Source organism: Protofrankia sp. Cr2 (assembly GCF_963555885.1).
Taxonomy (GTDB): Bacteria; Actinomycetota; Actinomycetes; order Frankiales; family Frankiaceae; genus Protofrankia.
Window position 1 is genome coordinate 44,221 of record NZ_CAUVXG010000031.1, and the last position, 16,797, is coordinate 61,017.

14 protein-coding genes are annotated in these 16,797 nt (G+C 66.4%); 6 read left to right on the top strand and 8 right to left on the bottom strand.

All coding sequences use genetic code 11. The annotated features are described in order from the left end of the window. Nucleotides 1-8: 8 nt before the first annotated feature. From U9978_RS15075 to U9978_RS15085, 3 genes are read left to right on the top strand one after another with little or no spacing between them, the layout of a single operon-like run. Nucleotides 9-377 (top strand): hypothetical protein, encoded by a 369-nt coding sequence (locus tag U9978_RS15075; RefSeq protein WP_322761758.1) that lies wholly within the window; start codon nucleotides 9-11, stop codon nucleotides 375-377. Nucleotides 378-406: 29 nt separating this feature from the next. Further along, nucleotides 407-2,425, top strand: coding sequence for a hypothetical protein (locus tag U9978_RS15080; RefSeq protein WP_322761759.1), 2,019 nt, complete (start codon nucleotides 407-409; stop codon nucleotides 2,423-2,425). Next, on the top strand, nucleotides 2,422-3,774 hold the full coding sequence (locus U9978_RS15085) for a hypothetical protein (RefSeq protein WP_322761760.1): 1,353 nt from the start codon (nucleotides 2,422-2,424) through the stop codon (nucleotides 3,772-3,774). The genes U9978_RS15080 and U9978_RS15085 overlap by 4 nt, the downstream gene beginning before the upstream one ends. Here the strand turns inward: U9978_RS15085 and U9978_RS15090 are convergent. Then, nucleotides 3,677-5,014 (bottom strand): hypothetical protein, encoded by a 1,338-nt coding sequence (locus U9978_RS15090; RefSeq protein ID WP_322761761.1) that lies wholly within the window; start codon nucleotides 5,012-5,014, stop codon nucleotides 3,677-3,679. The genes U9978_RS15085 and U9978_RS15090 overlap by 98 nt on opposite strands. 100 nt (nucleotides 5,015-5,114) lie before the next feature. Continuing rightward, nucleotides 5,115-5,840: a glycoside hydrolase family 16 protein gene (locus U9978_RS15095; RefSeq protein ID WP_322761762.1), complete on the bottom strand. Its 726-nt coding sequence runs from the start codon at nucleotides 5,838-5,840 to the stop codon at nucleotides 5,115-5,117. Between the two features lie 716 nt (nucleotides 5,841-6,556). On the opposite strand from U9978_RS15095, the gene U9978_RS15100 reads away from it, so the two are divergent. The 3 genes from U9978_RS15100 to U9978_RS15110 all read left to right on the top strand — a co-directional run bounded on the left by U9978_RS15100 (nucleotide 6,557) and on the right by U9978_RS15110 (nucleotide 8,729). Beyond that, entirely contained in the window at nucleotides 6,557-7,252 is a 696-nt protein-coding gene (locus U9978_RS15100) for a HAMP domain-containing sensor histidine kinase (RefSeq protein ID WP_322761763.1), read from the top strand. A gap of 5 nt (nucleotides 7,253-7,257) precedes the next feature. Then, nucleotides 7,258-7,887: a response regulator transcription factor gene (locus tag U9978_RS15105; protein WP_322761772.1), complete on the top strand. Its 630-nt coding sequence runs from the start codon at nucleotides 7,258-7,260 to the stop codon at nucleotides 7,885-7,887. Nucleotides 7,888-8,024: 137 nt separating this feature from the next. Further along, a complete protein-coding gene (locus tag U9978_RS15110; RefSeq protein ID WP_322761764.1) occupies nucleotides 8,025-8,729 on the top strand; it encodes a response regulator transcription factor in 705 nt (234 codons plus the stop codon). A gap of 54 nt (nucleotides 8,730-8,783) precedes the next feature. Here the strand turns inward: U9978_RS15110 and cobN are convergent, their stop codons facing one another. From cobN to U9978_RS15140, 6 genes are all read right to left on the bottom strand, one after another. After that, nucleotides 8,784-12,566, bottom strand: coding sequence for a cobaltochelatase subunit CobN (gene cobN / locus U9978_RS15115; RefSeq protein WP_322761765.1), 3,783 nt, complete (start codon nucleotides 12,564-12,566; stop codon nucleotides 8,784-8,786). A 2-nt stretch (nucleotides 12,567-12,568) separates the two neighbouring features. Further along, nucleotides 12,569-14,104 carry a cobyric acid synthase gene (locus U9978_RS15120; protein WP_416210979.1) on the bottom strand — a complete coding sequence of 512 codons (1,536 nt, stop codon included), beginning with the start codon at nucleotides 14,102-14,104 and terminating at the stop codon, nucleotides 12,569-12,571. Then, complete coding sequence (locus tag U9978_RS15125) at nucleotides 14,065-15,096, bottom strand: cobalamin biosynthesis protein (RefSeq protein WP_322761773.1); 1,032 nt, start codon at nucleotides 15,094-15,096, stop codon at nucleotides 14,065-14,067. The genes U9978_RS15120 and U9978_RS15125 overlap by 40 nt, the downstream gene beginning before the upstream one ends. Nucleotides 15,097-15,352: 256 nt before the next feature. Next, nucleotides 15,353-15,766: a type II toxin-antitoxin system VapC family toxin gene (locus tag U9978_RS15130; RefSeq protein WP_322761767.1), complete on the bottom strand. Its 414-nt coding sequence runs from the start codon at nucleotides 15,764-15,766 to the stop codon at nucleotides 15,353-15,355. Further along, nucleotides 15,763-16,041: a type II toxin-antitoxin system Phd/YefM family antitoxin gene (locus U9978_RS15135; RefSeq protein WP_322761768.1), complete on the bottom strand. Its 279-nt coding sequence runs from the start codon at nucleotides 16,039-16,041 to the stop codon at nucleotides 15,763-15,765. The genes U9978_RS15130 and U9978_RS15135 overlap by 4 nt, the downstream gene beginning before the upstream one ends. Nucleotides 16,042-16,147: 106 nt before the next feature. Further along, a complete protein-coding gene (locus U9978_RS15140; protein WP_322761769.1) occupies nucleotides 16,148-16,696 on the bottom strand; it encodes a hypothetical protein in 549 nt (182 codons plus the stop codon). Nucleotides 16,697-16,797: the final 101 nt, after the last annotated feature.

Here is a 16,797-nt window from a genome sequence, read left to right on the forward strand (position 1 = left end):
TCGGAATTTTGATTAATGTATTTCAACGTCGTGTACTGGAGTCGGCGGCTGTAAGGGACCTGGCGCTGCTTGCACTCGCCGTGATGGCCGGGATCGCGGTGGTCGCGCCGAGCGGTCCGGCTCAGCCTGTCCTGGTACTGCTGGCGTTGCTCCTCCTGCCCGGCGCCGCCGTGCTCACCCGGCTTGACACACCTGATCCGCTCACCTGGCTGGGGCTCGCAATCGTGCTCAGCATGGCGGTGGACGCCGGGACAAGTCTGGTGATGCTGTGGGCAGGACTGTGGCATCCGATGGTGCTGGGATCCGTTCTCGGTGCGGCGTCCATGGCGGCACTCATCGTTGATCTCCGTCTGCAACCGAAGCAGGCGCGGCCCTGAGGTCAGAGATTACGAACGACGGAGAACTGATGACGACGGCACCCAGGGTTGGCGGGCCATCCTCAGAGGAGCGGACCATACCGACGGTCGACGGGGCTGCGCCACCGCTTCGACCCACCGGAGCTCAGGGTGACCGGGGTCCCGGTGAATCGTCGGTACGCCAGATCGCGCGCCGTACCGCCGCCATTGGTCCGCTCCTGGTGGGTACCGGTCTGTGGGCCGTATCGCTTCCTTCGATCTCCACCGACCACCTTGATGATTACGGACTTTCACCGCGCCTGGGACCACTGTGGTACGCAGGGTTGGCGGTGCTACTTGTCGGTGCGGCCGTGAACCTGTGCCGGCGGCGGATGTCCGGGGCTGTGGCCGGCGGGTACGTGGTTGCGGTGGCCGCCGTGCTGTACGGCACGATTCCACTCATCGTCGACGAGCCCCGGTACGCATGGACCTATAAGCACATCGGGGTTATCCGCTACATAGAGTTGCACGGTTCGGTTGACTGGAACATCGATATTTACCATCGTTGGCCTGGCTTCTTTGCAACCGCAGGATTTTTTTCCGTGCTCGGCGGCAGGGCGGATCCGACCTCCTACGCGACCTGGGCAGAACTGTTCTTCACTCTTGTCAACGCAGTTCTCATCGTCGCCATAGCCCGGGTACTGCTGCACGACAACCGGGTCGCCTGGACGGCAGCGACGATTTTTATCGTGACGAACTGGGTGGGGCAGAGCTACTTCGCTCCCCAGGCGTTCGGCTACACGCTCGCGCTCGGGCTCATGTTGGTTCTCGTCTGGCAGTTCGGCGGTACTCACTGCGGCACCCACCGCAGTGTGGTGGGCCGCTGGGTGGCCAGATGCATACACCGGCTCACCGGTCGGCCGGTGACGATGCGGCTCACACCGACCCCGAGAGTCTGGCCGCAATCGACGGTGATCGCCATATTGTTGCTCCTGGATTTCGCCATTGTCGCGTCTCATCAGCTCACGCCATATATTCTTGCGGTCCAGGCGGGCACTCTGGTGCTACTCGGGATGGTTCGACCCCGATGGCTTGCGGGCGCCTTTGCGTTACTCGCGGTTGCTTTCCTACTGCCGCATCTCAGCTATGTCAACAAGCGCTATGGCCTGTTCACCGACCTCAACCCGCTTGCCAACACCGAGACCGTCGCATCGAGCGCGGCTACGCTGCCGGGTAAGACATTCAACGTCACCTGTGGCAGGCTGCTCGTGCTCGTGCTCGCGGTCATGACGGTGGCCGGTGCCATCCGCCTGCTCCGCCGGAGCGACGGCAGGGCGGTCGCACTGCTTCTGTTGGCCGCCACGCCGGTTCTCCTGGTCTTCGGCCAGAACTACGGTGGTGAGGCAATTCTGCGGGTGGTCCTGTTTGCGCTGCCGTGGTGCGCGATACTCGCCGCCGTTGCCGTCACCGGCGGCGCAGCCGCCACTGGTGGTGTCCATGTACCCGACTCGCCCGGGGGTCTGCCGGCTATGCGCGGATCCCGGCGGTACCTTCGTGTTGCCGGCAGATATTCACTGATGGTCGCCACCCTGCTGACCTGTGCCGCACTGTTCGTTCCTGCCTACTTCGGTCAGGACGAGATCGATCTCATGACGCATGATCAGGTCGAGGCTAATCGTTATCTGTATGAGCATGGTCAACCAGATTCTGTAATCATGAATATCACATCCAATGCGCCGGTCCGGTCCAGCAGCAATTACAATAGATTCTTCGATGAGTCCCTTCTCCGAGACGATAAGTTCCGGCACCGTCCGCTCGGGACCGCTGATGTCGGAGCTGTCGCCGCGGAGATGCGCGGGTACGCGCCGTCCGGTTATCTGGTTTTCGCTCCCAGCACGGAGGAGTTCGCCCGGGTATTTGAGCTCACTCCACCCGGTGCCATCACATCGTTGGAACACGCGATAGCGGAGTCTGGCTCCTTCACGCCCTTCTATGTCGGACCAGACACTCGCATCTACGCGTTGCGGCAGACGCCCCCATCACCGCCGGCTGCGAAACCAGCAGGCGGCACCACGGGACGGTCTTCGTGAGGGGCAGAGCACACAGCCTGTTGTACCGCAATGGGCTGGCGCTCGCATGCAGCGCCGGACTGTCGGCATTGCTCGGTGCCGGCTACTGGGCATTGGCGGCACGTACCGCAAGGCAGTCCTCCGTGGGGGAGGCGACAGCCTTGGTCTCGGCGATGATGGCACTTTCCCTGATCGGCCAGCTCAATCTCGGGAATGCACTGACCGCATTCCTCCCCCGAGCCGGCCACCATCGATTCAAGATTGTACTGAGCAGTTACGTTGGATCGGTCTGTCTGAGTATTCTGCTGGGCGCGGGTTTCGCCCTGGTGGCGCCCCGCATAAGCCCCGCCTTCGAGATCCTCGCCCATATCGGCGTGGCGGTGGGTTTTGCCCTGTCGGTCGGCGTCTGGACACTGTTCATCATGCAGGATGCCGTCCTGGCCGCGCTTCGGCGGGCGTCATGGGTACCGGTGGAGAACGTCGTCTTCAACGTCATCAAGTTCCTGTTGCTCCTGGCTTTCGGGAGCGGGTCGGTGGCGGCGCTCTGCGGGTCATGGGTCATACCGGCCGGAATCGCGGTCGCCGCGGTTTCCTGGCTGCTGTTCCACCATCTTCTCCCGACGGGCGCCACACCGGCTCCCGACACCAGCCCACGCAACTTCAGGCGATACCTCGCAGGCGAAGGCATCACCATGATCTTCGAGCGGGTCGGTGTGACACTCGTTCCTCTTCTCGTCGTGGTAATGGTCGGCCCGGCAGCGGGTGCGCCCTTTGCACTCTCTTGGATGATCATGCAAGCGCTCGAAGCGCTGATCTTTGGGTTTGGTTTGTCGCTGATCGTGGAGGGCGCCCAAGCTGAGGCGGACGTCGTTACCATGCACCGCGAACTGCGTCGGCGTGCGCTGCTCGGTGTCGCCGCGATCGTTCTGGTCGCTGAGATCGGAGCGCCCTTGCTGTTGCGTATTTTTGGCACCGGCTACCAGGACGCTACGACCGTGTTCCGTCTACTCCTGCTCAGCCCGCTACCCGCGACAATCGTGATATTGGGCGTGAGCACAGCGCGTGCGCAGCGCCGTATGCGCCGAATCATGGGAGTGCACATGAGCATCGCCGTCCTGGTGCCGGCCGGCGCGATACTGCTCGGACACGTGTACGGAGTGGTCGGTGTCGGCGTCGCGTGGCTGGCCGTGCAGACGATCGTCGCCACCGGGGTGCTGCTGACCGAACCCGGGGGGCAGTTCGGTACCGGCGAACACCGGCCCGCCACTTCGATCAGGACCTTCCGGCTTGTTCCGGCTGAGCCCTTCGTCGTGCGCGCCCCGGTCGATAGCGAGGCTCCGAAGAGCGCGGTCGGACGGCATCTCGACTGATCCGGCGATGTACCCCATGCCAGCCCATCCGCAGGCAGACAAGCCCGAAGGGCGCCAGGTCGTCCGCAGCGAACCACGCCTTCTCCGTGACGCCGTGCAGTGATCGCACCCATGACCGGACATTCAACTCACCACGCCGGCGGTATCCGAGCGCCGCGATCGGGTCGAGGATCTCGACCACGAAGCCGCGCCCGACAACTGGTACGCCGGTCGGTATCGCCTGGCCGGTGAGATCGAGGTACGCGGCGCGCGCCAGATCGATGCCGGCCGTGTTCTGGAACAATCGGAACTGGGCGCCGAGCCGCGGATTGAAGTCGAGCAGTTTGTACTGGCTGTCGCGGGCGTCCCAACGGAGATCAATATCAAGGATTCCGTGGAACGACAGGCGTGTCAGCAGCTCCTCGATCTGCCGGCTCAGCCTTTCGTTCGCCACCGACCGGCCCAGACACGTCACTCCGAAATGCGGTGGATATGAGCGTTCTTTAATCCCGGTAAAGGCCGGCCGGCATGTTGAACGAAAATCACAGTAGCCATGAAAGAACCAGTCGTCGCCCGGTCCGGCGGGTATGTACTCCTGAAGCAGTAGCGTCGTTCCTTCCGTCTGCTCGCACCGACGGTAGTATTCGACGAGGTCGTCGTGGGTATGCATCATGGACGTGCTTCGCAGCGCCCCGGCGCGGCCGCGTCGCCATTGACAGGTGAGTTTGGCGACGAGTGGCAGGCCGATTCGGGCCGCGAAATCCTGGGCTTCGGCGAGCGAGGTGGGCACTGTCGCCGCCGCGCACGGGACACCGAGTTCCCGGCACATCTGGTACATCAGATACTTGTCCGCCAGCCGGCGTGGAAGATCGCGCGGGGGGGACGGAAAAATGAACCACGGTCGCAGATCTTCGCCGTGTTCCGCGACGAAAACCGCACTTGCGTCATCGACCGGAATGAGGACGGCCGGGCGGCCGATGTGGGCCGCCAACCGCAGTAGACCCTGCCTGAGCTGGTCAGGGTCGTCAGGGTCCGGGGTCCAGAACATGCGGCCATGCAGATATCGTGAGCTGGCGGCGGGCGCCAACCGCTCCTCGTGCACGCTGTAGACCGGTATTCCGAGGCGGCCGAGACTTCTGCTCACACCGAGCCCACCGTGATAAAATGGGTCCGGAAGGATTTTGAGGACGACAGCCGGGGTTTCGGTGTTGAAGTGGTCGGTGGATGCTTCCTCGTTTATGGTGTGAAAGCCTGCCTGCATCCGTCTAGCGTTCCACCGACGCGCGACTTCTACACCTCGGGTGGCGTGGGGTGGCGCGGCGCCGTAGCCGGAGATATTTCGGCTACGGCCCGTCCGATTGTCATGGTTGCAGGTACGAGTACATCGCCACCCAGTCGATCTGTAGATCCCCACTTGCGGCGGGTGCGGGAACATGATCGAGGGATGATTCGGTCTGGATGACCCAGTGCATTGGCGTGTTGGGAATCCGGCCGGTCGAGCTGCCGATCGAGTGGCCGTCGAGGATGAAATCCACTTTGTCCGGGGTCCATTCGATACTGGCGGTGTGCCATGCCGCGTAGGTGGCTGTGGTGCCGAACGCGTCCTGGTCGCCGCCGGACGTACCGTCCTGTCGATGCATGAATGCCCCGATGGTTCCGGACAGGTCGCCCTCGGGGAAATCAATCTCCCCGTCGCGTGGCCATGCCCCGGTGTCGGGCCACAGGAGCCATGCGGTCTTGAAGCCGACAACCGGATCCGCTCGGAAGCGGATGGTGTACTTACCGTACAACTGGCCCTGGTATGCATCGGAATGACCGGGTAGGACCGGAAGCAGCGCTGCCGCCATAGGAGTTCCATCCGCTGTATGCAGATTACACCTCAGCATACCGTCTTGTACACTCACCACCTTGCTGGGATAGTAGCGTGATTTTGCACCGTTTTTTCCGGCGGTATCCGGTGTGCCATCCGGATAGACATTCCACCTGCCTTGATATGCGCTAGCCTCCGGAAAAGAGCCGACCGGCACATCACTAGCAAAATCGTCGACAAAGGTCTGTTTCCAGCCTGGAAGATCTCCTCGCGGCATTGCTGCACCGGACGCGGTGGGAGCAGGGGTGCTGGAAGGGGACCCGGACTCGGTTGGCGACATAGGTCCAAACGGTGTCACAGGTATGGCGTTTACGCCTGATGACCTGCTCGGAAGCGGCGATGTCTGGAGCATAGCCGCTCGGTTGACGGGCACATCGGCGGTCGTACTCGCGGTGGCCGGCGTAGCCGATGACGTGGCTGCGGGAGGTGGGGATGTCGGCGTCGTCGCAGGGTCCCCGGAGGCCGGGATCTGGCAGGCCGCGAGGATGGCGCTCACCAGCATGGTCGCCGCGGCCATGCCAGGGCGTCGGGATGGCGAGAGCGGACGCATCATTGCCACGCACAGTGAATTTTTCGGAAGACGGATTTTGTGCCTCTTTTTGTTCAACTACCCCCAACCGCCCCCTCCGGGCGAGAGGCTAGCAGTAGCCGGCAGCTACCGGCCAGCGCAAAAATCAACAATTAACCACCGTAATCACACCTGAAGAACAAAATCTGCCGATCATCGGCTGGAATGGCAGTTTTATCCCTCCGGTAACACAATGATTGCCCTCTGTCGTGGTCCGATCGAAGCCTGGTTACTTTCCGTGACTGTCATGGCCGTCGGCGCTTGTGGTTGTCGGCTGTGGCCCACGTGTGCTGTACGCGGTATACCGCCGGGGTACCAGGGGTAGGGAAAGCACTTGGTAGTTGAACGCATGCCTTGGGGGGACCATGGCGCAGGCAACGGCACCGGCTGGGCGTGATTCATCGAGCGCCACGAGAACGCCGGAGTACCGGTACCAGGGGCAGGCGTCGATCGAGGAGCTCGGCGACCTGTGTCATGATCTTCGGCAACCGATCGCCGCGATCGAGGCGGCGGTATGGGCGGCGCTCACCGACCCGGACGCCAGTTCCGAAGTCCGCAACTGGCTGGATCGGGTACTGCTGGAGGCCGACCGACTCGCGGGCTTGGTGGACAGCGCCGCATCCGGAGCCTGCGCCCGGCTGGTTGACCTACCCGAGCTGCTGGTGGAGGCTGCGGCCTACTGGGACCGGGCGGTCCCGACGCAGGTTCGGCACCGGGCCAGCGCCGCCACTCATGTCGCCCCTGTCGTGGCCGATCCGGTCATGCTGCGGCGGGCGGTCGACAATCTTGTCGGCAACGCAGCTCGCGCCGCCGGATCTTCGGGTCGAGTCGAGATGACGGCCACATCGATGGCGGATGGCACATGGGTCTCCGTCGAGGTTGACGATGACGGACCTGGATTCGACCGTAAACCAGCCGGTTTCGCAGGTTTGGGCCTCAGGCTCGTCGAGCAGACCATCGAAAGATACGACGGACGGGTGGAAATCGACTCGAGCCCACTGGGCGGTGCCCGCCTGCGACTCCTGCTTCCCGCAGGGGACACCCGCAAGGCTGTGTCGTGAGAGTGGTGCTCTGTGACGACCACCAGATGTTTATCGAGGCAATGGCCGCGGTGTTGACCGCGAGAGGGTGGACGGTCTGCGACCTCGCCTTCACCGCGGCCGATGCGGAGGCTGCGATCCGATTCCATCGGCCCGATGTCGGGCTGATGGACCTGCGCTTCCTGGATGCCGACGGTCTGGAGGTGATCCGATCTCTTGCGGACCTGGCGCCGGCGACCAGGCTGGTGCTGGTCACCGGCTCCACCGACGCCGCTGCGATCAGGGCAGCCATCCACGCCGGTGTGAGCGGTTTTGCGTCCAAGACACAGGACATCGAACGGATTATCACGATCGCGGATCGGGTCGGAAAGGGAAGGGTGATGATCGACCCGGATGTCGTCGAGCGAGCGGTGCGGGCGCCACGCAGCTCCGGTGAGTTGGCGGCCGTCGACGAGCTGCTGACCAGTCGGGAGCGTGAGGTGCTCGCCCGGCTCGGGCGTGGGCAGAGCACCGCGGTACTGGCGAAGGACCTCGGTATCACGGCCAATACCGCGCGCTCGCACATTCAGAACGTGTTGAATAAACTCGGCGTACACAGCCGGATGGAGGCCGCTGCGCTGGCGGTTCGGGTACGGCTCGTGGACCGCGTCGACTGACCAGATTTCCGGCCAGCTGCGTTTCCGATCGGCTGCGTTACCGGATGGCTACGCTACCGCATGGCTACGTCCGAACCGTAGTGGCCATCCGATGATTGGGGGATGAACTGAAGAGACTCAACCGGTATCTATCATGCATGAGACCGAGCAGGGTACTGATCCTTGATTCCCAGCGGGCGGTCAGTGGTGCGCTCGCCGTTGCTCTGCGTGCTGAACATGATTTCGAGGTGGTGGACGCGGTTCACACAGCTGATGCGGCGACAGCGGTGTTGGGGATACGCGACGTGGACATCCTGCTACTCGATGCGGAGCTGCTCCGCGGCGATGGCGTCGACCTCATCAGACAGCTGCTGCTGCGGCGATCCGACCGACTGCCGATCGTCGTCATGACCGATATCGACGATCCTCGTCTGGCCACGGCCGCGGTACGGGCTGGAGTGTCCTCATGGGTACCCAAAAGACTTGGTCTGCAACACCTGATGTCGGTACTACGGGGCGCCCGGAACGGCGAGAGCTGGTTTCCACCACCGTTGTTGGGGGCCGTTCTCGCCGATCTGGCCCACCCACAGCCATCCCCGGCGGAGAAGAAGATCTCAGGTCTCACGTGTCGTGAGCGTGAGATCCTCCAGTGCATGGTGAACGGATTCGACCGCACCGCGATGGCGAGGCATTTCTTCCTCTCGTCCAACACGGTGCGTACCCATATTCAGAACCTGCTCGGAAAGCTCGACGTCCATTCTGCGCAGGAGGCGGTGGCCCTCGCCGCGCGAGCCGGGATCGGTTGCGACGAAGCACCCGACGCCCGACCGCTCGCACGTCTCAATTCTCACGTCTCACCTTAGGTCTCACATCTCACATGAGGGGAGTCGAAGAACTGCCAGCGGCCGTCTGACGGGTCATCCTTCGCGGCCTTCAAGGCCGCCTTCAACACCTGCTTCAAGGTCACCTTCGAGTTCCAGGTAGGTCTGGCGGAGTCCCTCGATGGTGGCGGCGTCGGGCTTTTCCCACAGGCCGCGGTCGGCGGCTTCCAGCAGACGTTCAGCGATACCGCGCAGCGCCCACGGGTTGGACGTTCGCATGAAGTCGCGGGTTTCCGGGTCGAAGACGTAGGACGCGGCCAGCGACTCGTACATCCAGTCCTGCACGACACCCGCGGTCGCGTCATAGCCGAACAGGTAGTCGACGGTCGCCGCCAGTTCGAACGCGCCCTTATAACCGTGGCGGCGCATCGCCGCGATCCAGCGCGGATTCACCACCCGGGCCCGGAACACCCGGTGGGTCTCCTCCTGCAACGTGCGGGTCTTCACCGCGTCCGGCATGGCGCTGTCCCCCACGTAGGCCGCCGGTGACGCGCCCGTGAGCGCTCGGACCGCCGCGACCATCCCACCGTGGTACTGAAAGTAGTCGTCGGAGTCGACCAGGTCGTGCTCGCGGGTGTCCTGATTCTTCACGGCCACCTGGATGCGGCGGAACACCTGCTCCATGTCGGCTCGGGCCTCCCGCCCGTCGAGATCGCGGCCGTAGGCGTAGCCGCCCCACACCGCGTACACCTCGGCAAGGTCGGCGTCCGATCGCCACTCGCGCGAGTCGATCAACGGCAGCAGGCCGGCACCGTAGGCCCCCGGCTTCGACCCGAAGATCCGCGTGGTCGCCCGCCGCCGCGCGCCGGGAGCAGCACCACCGTCGACCATGCCGCTGGGGGCCAGGGCACGCAGGTCCGCACGGACGTGGGCGGCGAGTGCGTTGTCGGCATCCGCCTCGTCGTCGAGAGCCGCGACTGCGATCACCGCGTCGTCGAGCAACGCGACAACATGGGGAAAGGCGTCCCGGAAGAAGCCGGAGATCCGCACGACCACGTCCACCCGCGGCCGGCCGAGCTCGGCAAGCGGTACCACCTCGAAGCCGGTGACCCGCCGGGACGCGTCGTCCCAGGTCGGCCGGCAGCCGAGCAGCGCCAGTACTTCCGCAATGTCGTCACCCTGCGTACGCATCGCGGATGTGCCCCAGACGGTCAGTCCCACCGAGGACGGATAGCTTCCGGTGTCGGCGAGGTGGCGGGCCAGGAGCGAGTCGGCGAGTGCGCGGCCGGTCTCCCAGGCCAGCCTGGACGGGATCGCCTTCGGATCGACCGAGTAGAAGTTCCGCCCGGTCGGCAGCACGTTGACCAGCCCGCGGGTGGGTGACCCCGACGGCCCCGGCGGCACGAACCCGCCACCGAGCGCCCGGAGTACGGCAGTGATCTCGTCCGGGGTGCGGTCCAGACGCGGCACCACCTCGGACGCGGCGAACACCAGCACCTTCTCGACCTCGGTGACGTTCGCCCCCCCGGCGATGTTCGGTGACCCGGCGATGTTCGGTGACCCGAGGACGTCCGCGCACACCCCGGCCGCGGCGGCCGGATCCCAGCCGGCGGCGTCCATCCCGGTGACGAGTGCGCGGGCTGTCGTCTCGAATTCGTCCACCTCGACCCGCCCGGCCCCGCCGCCCTCGACATGGCCGAGCGCGGCCCGCAGCCCCGGCAGCGCTCGGGCCGTACCACTCCACACCTGCGATGCCCGCAGAATCGCGAGCACCAGGTTCACCCGCGCCGCACCCGCCGGGGCCTGGCCGAGAATGTGCAGGCCGTCGCGGATCTGGGTGTCCTTGACCTCGCACAGGTAGCCGTCGACGTGCAGCAGGAAGTCGTCGAAGGCGTCGTCGCCGGGGCGTTCGTCCAAGCCCAGGTCGTGATGGAGCTGCGCGGCCTGGATCAACGTCCAGATCTGCGCCCGCACAGCCGGCAGCTTGGCCGGGTCGAGCGCGGCGAGTGTCGCGTGCTCGTCGAGGAGCTGCTCCAGCTTGGCCATGTCGCCGTAGGTGTCGGCGCGTGCCATCGGCGGCACCAGATGATCGACGATTACCGCGTGTGCGCGGCGTTTCGCCTGGGTGCCCTCGCCCGGGTCGTTGACCAGGAACGGGTAGACCAGTGGCAGGTCACCGAGGACGGCGTCCGGGGCGCAGCCGGCGGACAGGCCGAGCCCCTTGCCCGGCAGCCACTCCAACGTCCCGTGTTTACCCAGGTGCACGACCGCGTCCGCGCCGAACTCGGAATCCAGCCAGCGGTAGGCGGCCAGGTAATGGTGGGACGGCGGCAGGTCCGGGTCGTGATAGATCGCCACCGGGTTCTCCCCGAAGCCCCGCGGTGGCTGGATCATGAGCAGGATGTTGCCGAATCGCAGCGCTGCGAGGACGATCGCCGGTTCACCAGGGGATTCGTCGACATACAGGGTGCCGGGCGGATCACCCCAGTGCCGGACCATCGCCTCCCGCAGGCTCGCAGGCAGGGCGTTGAACCAACGTCGGTAGACCGATGCGGGTACCCGGGCCGGCGCGGCCGCGAGTTGCTCCTCGCTGAGCCACTCCACGTCGTGCCCGCCGGCTGCGATCAACGTGTGGATGAGGGTGTCCCCGTCGGAGAGCGCTGCGGGTCCGTTCTGACCCTCCGCCGCCACAGGTTCGGGGTCTCCCAGGTCGTAACCGGCCGCGCGCAGCGCGTCCAGCAACCGGATCGCGGACGCCGGGGTGTCCAGACCGACGGCATTGCCGACCCGAGCGTGCTTCGTCGGGTACGACGACAGCACCAACGCGATCTTCTTCTCGCTGTTGGGGACGTGTCGCAGCCGGGCCAGGCGCGCCGCGATCCCGGCGAGCCGGGCCGCGCGTTCGGGGTCGGCCGCGTACACCGGCACTCCGTCCGCACCGGATTCCTTGAACGAGAACGGCACGGCGATGATCCGGCCGTCGAACTCGGGGATCGCGACCTGCATGGCCGCGTCCATCGGTGTCACGCCCGCGTCGCCCGCCGCCCATTGCGCACGCGACGAGGTCAGGCACAGCCCCTGCACCACGGGCACATCCAGGGTGGCGAGTGCACCGACGTCCCACGCCTGGTCATCCCCGCCCGCGGACGCATCCGACGGACGGGTGCCACCGGCGGCGAGCACGGTCACCACCAGCGCGTCGACCCCGGCGAGCAGACCCAGGACGCCATCAGCCCGGCCGGCTGCATCCAGGTTGGTCGGGTCCAGGTTGGTTGCGTCCAGGCCGCGCAGGGACGGGGCGAACACCGGGTGGGCATTGGCCCCGCGAGCCTCCAACGCGTCGCACAGCGTGTCCACGAACGCGGTGTTGCCCGACGTCGCGTGCGCCCGGTAGAACACGACCCCGACCGTTGGACGGTCGGGCGTGCGCACCCGCGTGCCGTGCACCCCGGCGGTGGGCATCGCCGCGGGCGGTGCGAAACCGAACCCGGTGAGCAGCAGGGTGTCGGCAAGGAAGCGGTACAGCTCGGCGAGGTTCGCGGTGCCGCCCTCGGCCAGGTATCCCAGCGTCGCCGTGGCAACACCGGCCGGTACGGTGGAACGTCCCATGAGTTCGGCGTCGGGCACCGCTTCCCCGCCGAGCACCACCGTCGGGTGGCCCGCGGCGAGCGTCGCGGCCAGCCCGTCCGGCCAGGCCCGCACCCCCCCGAGCAGCCGGACGACCACCACGGCCGCGCCGTCGAGCAGCGTGGCGATGTCCGCGGTGGCGAGCCGGGCCGGGTTGGCCACCCGCCACGGCATCCCGCTGGCACGAGCGGCCAGCAGCTCGGTGTCCGCCGTGGACAGCAGGACGATCGTGGGTTCGTCGCCGGCGGACATCTTCAGGGTGCTCCCGGTGGTACGAAGGGAAGGGTGGACGGTGGGCCGCTGTCCAGGAGTGTGCGGACGGCGGCGGTGTCGAGGTGGTCGGCGATCAGATCGCCGAGCGCGTCGAGCCGGCGCTGGCGGACATCGGCGAAGCAGGTGGCGGCCGGGGTGAACGAGCGTCCGGCCCGGGTCGCCACGTCGATGAGCAACGTCCGGCGGAACTCGTCGTTCTCCAACAGTCCATGCCAGCTGGTGCCGGCCACCGCACCGACGCGGATGCCGTCCGCGGCGAACGGCTCACCGCCGTCGCCGTCCACGGTCAGCCGGCCGTGCCGGATCTCGTAGCCGGTGACCGCGAGTCCCTCGGCGCTCATGCCGGCGCGCCGGCCGAGCAGCTTGTCCCGGGCGAACCGGGTGGTCACCGGTAGCAGGCCGAGACCGTCCACCTCCCCGATTCCGGACTCGACCGGATCGTGGATGTGCCGGCCGAGCATCTGGTATCCGCCGCAGATCCCGAGGATCGGCCGGCCATCGGCCGCGCGTGCCCGCAGTGTCGCGTCCAGGCCGCATCCGCGCAGCCAGGCCAGGTCCGCCACGGTCGCGCGCGTCCCGGGTATGACGACCAGGTCGGCGTCGACCAGGTCGGCCGGTCGGGTCGCGAACGCCACGACCACCCCGGGTTCGGCCCGCAGCGGGTCGATGTCGGTGACGTTGGACAGCCGCGGCAACCGGATCACCGCCACCCGCAGGAGCTCTCCCGCGGTCGGCGGAAGTTCGCCGGGGTACGAGGCGAGATCGAGGGAATCCTCGACATCCAGCCACAGCCCGGACCGCCACGGCAGCACCCCGTGCACGGGACGCCCGGTGAGCCGCTCAAGCTGACGCAGGCCGGGTTCGAGCAGCCGTGGGTCGCCGCGGAACTTGTTGATGATCCATCCCGCGATCAGTGCCTGGTCGGCCGCGTCGAGCAGGGCCAGGGTGCCAAACAGCGCGGCGAACACCCCGCCCCGATCGATGTCGCCGACGACCAGCACCGGCAGGTTCGCGGCCCGCGCCAGCCCCATGTTCGCGATGTCGGTGTCCCGCAGGTTGATCTCCGCGGGTGAGCCGGCCCCCTCGCAGATCACCGCGTCGAAACGGGCACGTAGATCAGCCAGGCAGTCCGCGACGACCGCGGCCAGCTGCGCCTTGTGCGGACGGTAACTCAACGCGTCCACCTCGGCGACCGGACGGCCGAGAACGATGAGCTGGCTGTGCCGGTCGTCGCCGGGTTTGAGCAGGACCGGGTTCATCGCTGCTTCCGGCTCGACCCCGGCGGCGGCGGCCTGCATCGCCTGAGCGCGGCCGATCTCGGCGCCGTCTGCGGTCACGACGGAGTTCAGCGCCATGTTCTGGGCCTTGAACGGCGCAACCCGCAGGCCTTCCCTGGCCAGCCATCGGCACAGACCGGCGGTGACGATGCTCTTGCCCGCGTCCGATGTCGTCCCGGCGACCAACAGTGCGCCGCCGCTCACCGCCTGTTCCGTCGACGCGCCCGGCCTGACGTCCATGCTGACCGGACGGCTGACCGGGCAGTCGACCGGGCCGCCGATGCGGCTGCGGCGACACCCGCTGACAGGATGAGCGCGCTGGCGCTGACCGCGGCGGACAGGACCGCGGCTCGCTCCAGGTCGGCGGGCTGGGCGGTGCGGCCGTATCCCATCACCGGCCGGTGTTCGACCCCGTGGTGGTAGCGCAACGTCCCGCCGAGACGCAGCCCGAGCGCGCCGGCGAAGGCCGCCTCCACCTGGCCGGCGTTCGGACTCGGATGGCTCGCGCCGTCGCGGCGCATCACCCAGTAGGCGTCAACGGGTGAGCCGCCGACGACCGGGGCACACGCACATGCCAGGAGCCCCGTGACCCGGGAGGGCAGGAGGTTCGCGAAATCGTCCAGGCGGGCTGAGGCCCAACCGAAGCGGGCGTGACGGCTGCTGCGGTAGCCGACCATGGCGTCCAGAGTGTTGATCGCCCGATAGCCGAGCAGGCCCGGAACGCCACCGACGGCTCCCCAGACCAGCGGCCCGACGACCGCGTCCGAGGTGTTCTCGGCAAGGGACTCGACCCCGGCGCGGGAGAGGCCGGCTGTGTCCAGGACGGCCGGATCCCGACCGCACAGCGCTGGTAGGCGGCTTCGGGCCGCGGCCACATCGCCGCGGGCGAGGTCACTGCCGAGTCGGCGGCCGTGGCGGCGCAGGGACGTCCCGCCGAGGACCGTCCACGTGGCCGCCGCGGTCAATGCCGCCGATGTCGCGCGCTGACAGCCGAACCGACGTCCGGCACTGGCCACGCCGGTGCGCGCCAGAGCGCCGAGCATGACCGTGCCACCGGCGAGGACGGAGGTGTAGGCCAGACCAGCGGCCCGGCTGTCGTGGTACAGCAACCGTTCGGCATGGTCGGCAACGGTGCCGAAGGCGGCCACCGGGTGCATCCGCACCGGGTCGGCGAGAACGACATCGAGTGCGGCGCCGGCCAGCAAGCCGGCGGCGCGGACCCATCCGGGCATGTGCATCCCCCGCGACGTGTGGCTGGAGATCGACTTTTCATCGCCGGCGGCCTGGCGGTGTGGCCGGGCACTCAGCGTCAGGAGGCACTCCAACCGGTTTCCTCCGTGTCCCTCGCGTGTCCATCAGCTGGGGTCTGGTGCATCGGCTGGGCCTGATGAGCAGAACAGATCCCCCGGCTCCCGGTCAAGTGCACCAACCTGCCACGGCCGAACCACTCATCCGTTTCCTGATCATCCGCTGCCCGACGAGCCGGGGTCAGCCGGTGAACGGGTTCAACACCCGCGCACCGGTATTCTGGAGGTCCTTGGTGTTACGGGTGACCAGTGTCCAGCCGTGCACCGTGGCGGTGGCCGCAATGAGCGCGTCGACCGTGGGAATGGGTTGGGATTTGCTCTGCCCGCCCCACTCCCGGGCGATCTGGACAGTGACGGCAACGATACGTTCGTTGAACTCCGCGACGATGTCGTCCAGCCAGTTCTCGAAGGCTGCTGCCTGCCGATGGTCGCCTCGTTGGAACAGGCCCGTGATGCCTTGCTCGATCTCGCCGATGGTCAGGACGGACAGATGTAGCCGGTCCGGTGGCGTGGCAGAGATCCATTCCGTCACGCCAGGGTCTGACCTGCGCTTTCTGGTCTCGGAGAGAATATTGGTGTCCAGTAGATATCTCATCCGCCGATCCCCAGGTCGATCTCCCTGGGAAAGTCCTTTTTGCGCGCGACCTCGATCTCGTCCATAACGGAGACGACATCGTCATCAAAGTACGGCGGACCGAGAAGGAGCTCGGTGAGGTTCGTGTTCGGCGCAGTCAGCCTTCGATATTCATTGATGTCGATGATGACGGCGATCTCCTCGCCATGCCGGGTGATGGTCTGTGGACCATCGCTCTTCATGGCGCGAAGTACCTCGCTGAAGCGTTGTTTTGCTTCCTGAACCTGCCAACTCATCATAGTCTCCAACATCAACCGTCAAATGGTCTGTCTAGACAGCCTAGAGTCTACCTAGCTTGTTCGGCCTCGAACGCTTGACCCCCGGCGCCCAGCGCGTCCTCGTTCAGGGTGTGCAGTTCCTGGGCTGGTCCTGGCCGGCGACCTTGAAGTCGTTGCAGGTCATGAACCGATCGTTGTGGCGACCCGTCAGCCATCCGGCCGCAGCGACGAGGGCTGTCATCACTATCAGGACGGCCAGCGGCCGGCCCCGGAGTGTTTCCAACGAAGGTACGACAACGCGTGCGAGCAGCAGTAGGACGTACGGGACGGATGTCGCACCGATGATGACGCCCAGCGCCATAAGGATCGGTGATGACTCCGCCGCGGTGAGCGAACCGGTCACGCTCAGGGCGAGGACCGTCCAGATAGCAGGTGCGGCGAGCAGAATCCGTCCCGACACGGCCGGGATCCTGACTCCACGGGGGGCTTCATGGGGCGCAAGGAAACTGGCGCCGAACGCGATGGTGCTGGCGACTACGACAGCGTAGACGTCCTCGTAGAACACCGTGTTGTACGCGCCGAGGTTGAAAGCCACCCGCCAGGTGATCAGCCCGAGCGTGATCGCCGCGACGAGGAAGCTGCGATAGCGGGCGGCGTGTTGGTCGACCGACATCACGGAACGCCTCCGAAGAGATTCTCGCCGGGGCCGTCCCGTGTGCCGGTGCCGTCCCGTGGGTCGTCCCGGTTGCTGTGGCCGCTCTGCTTTTCGTGGCC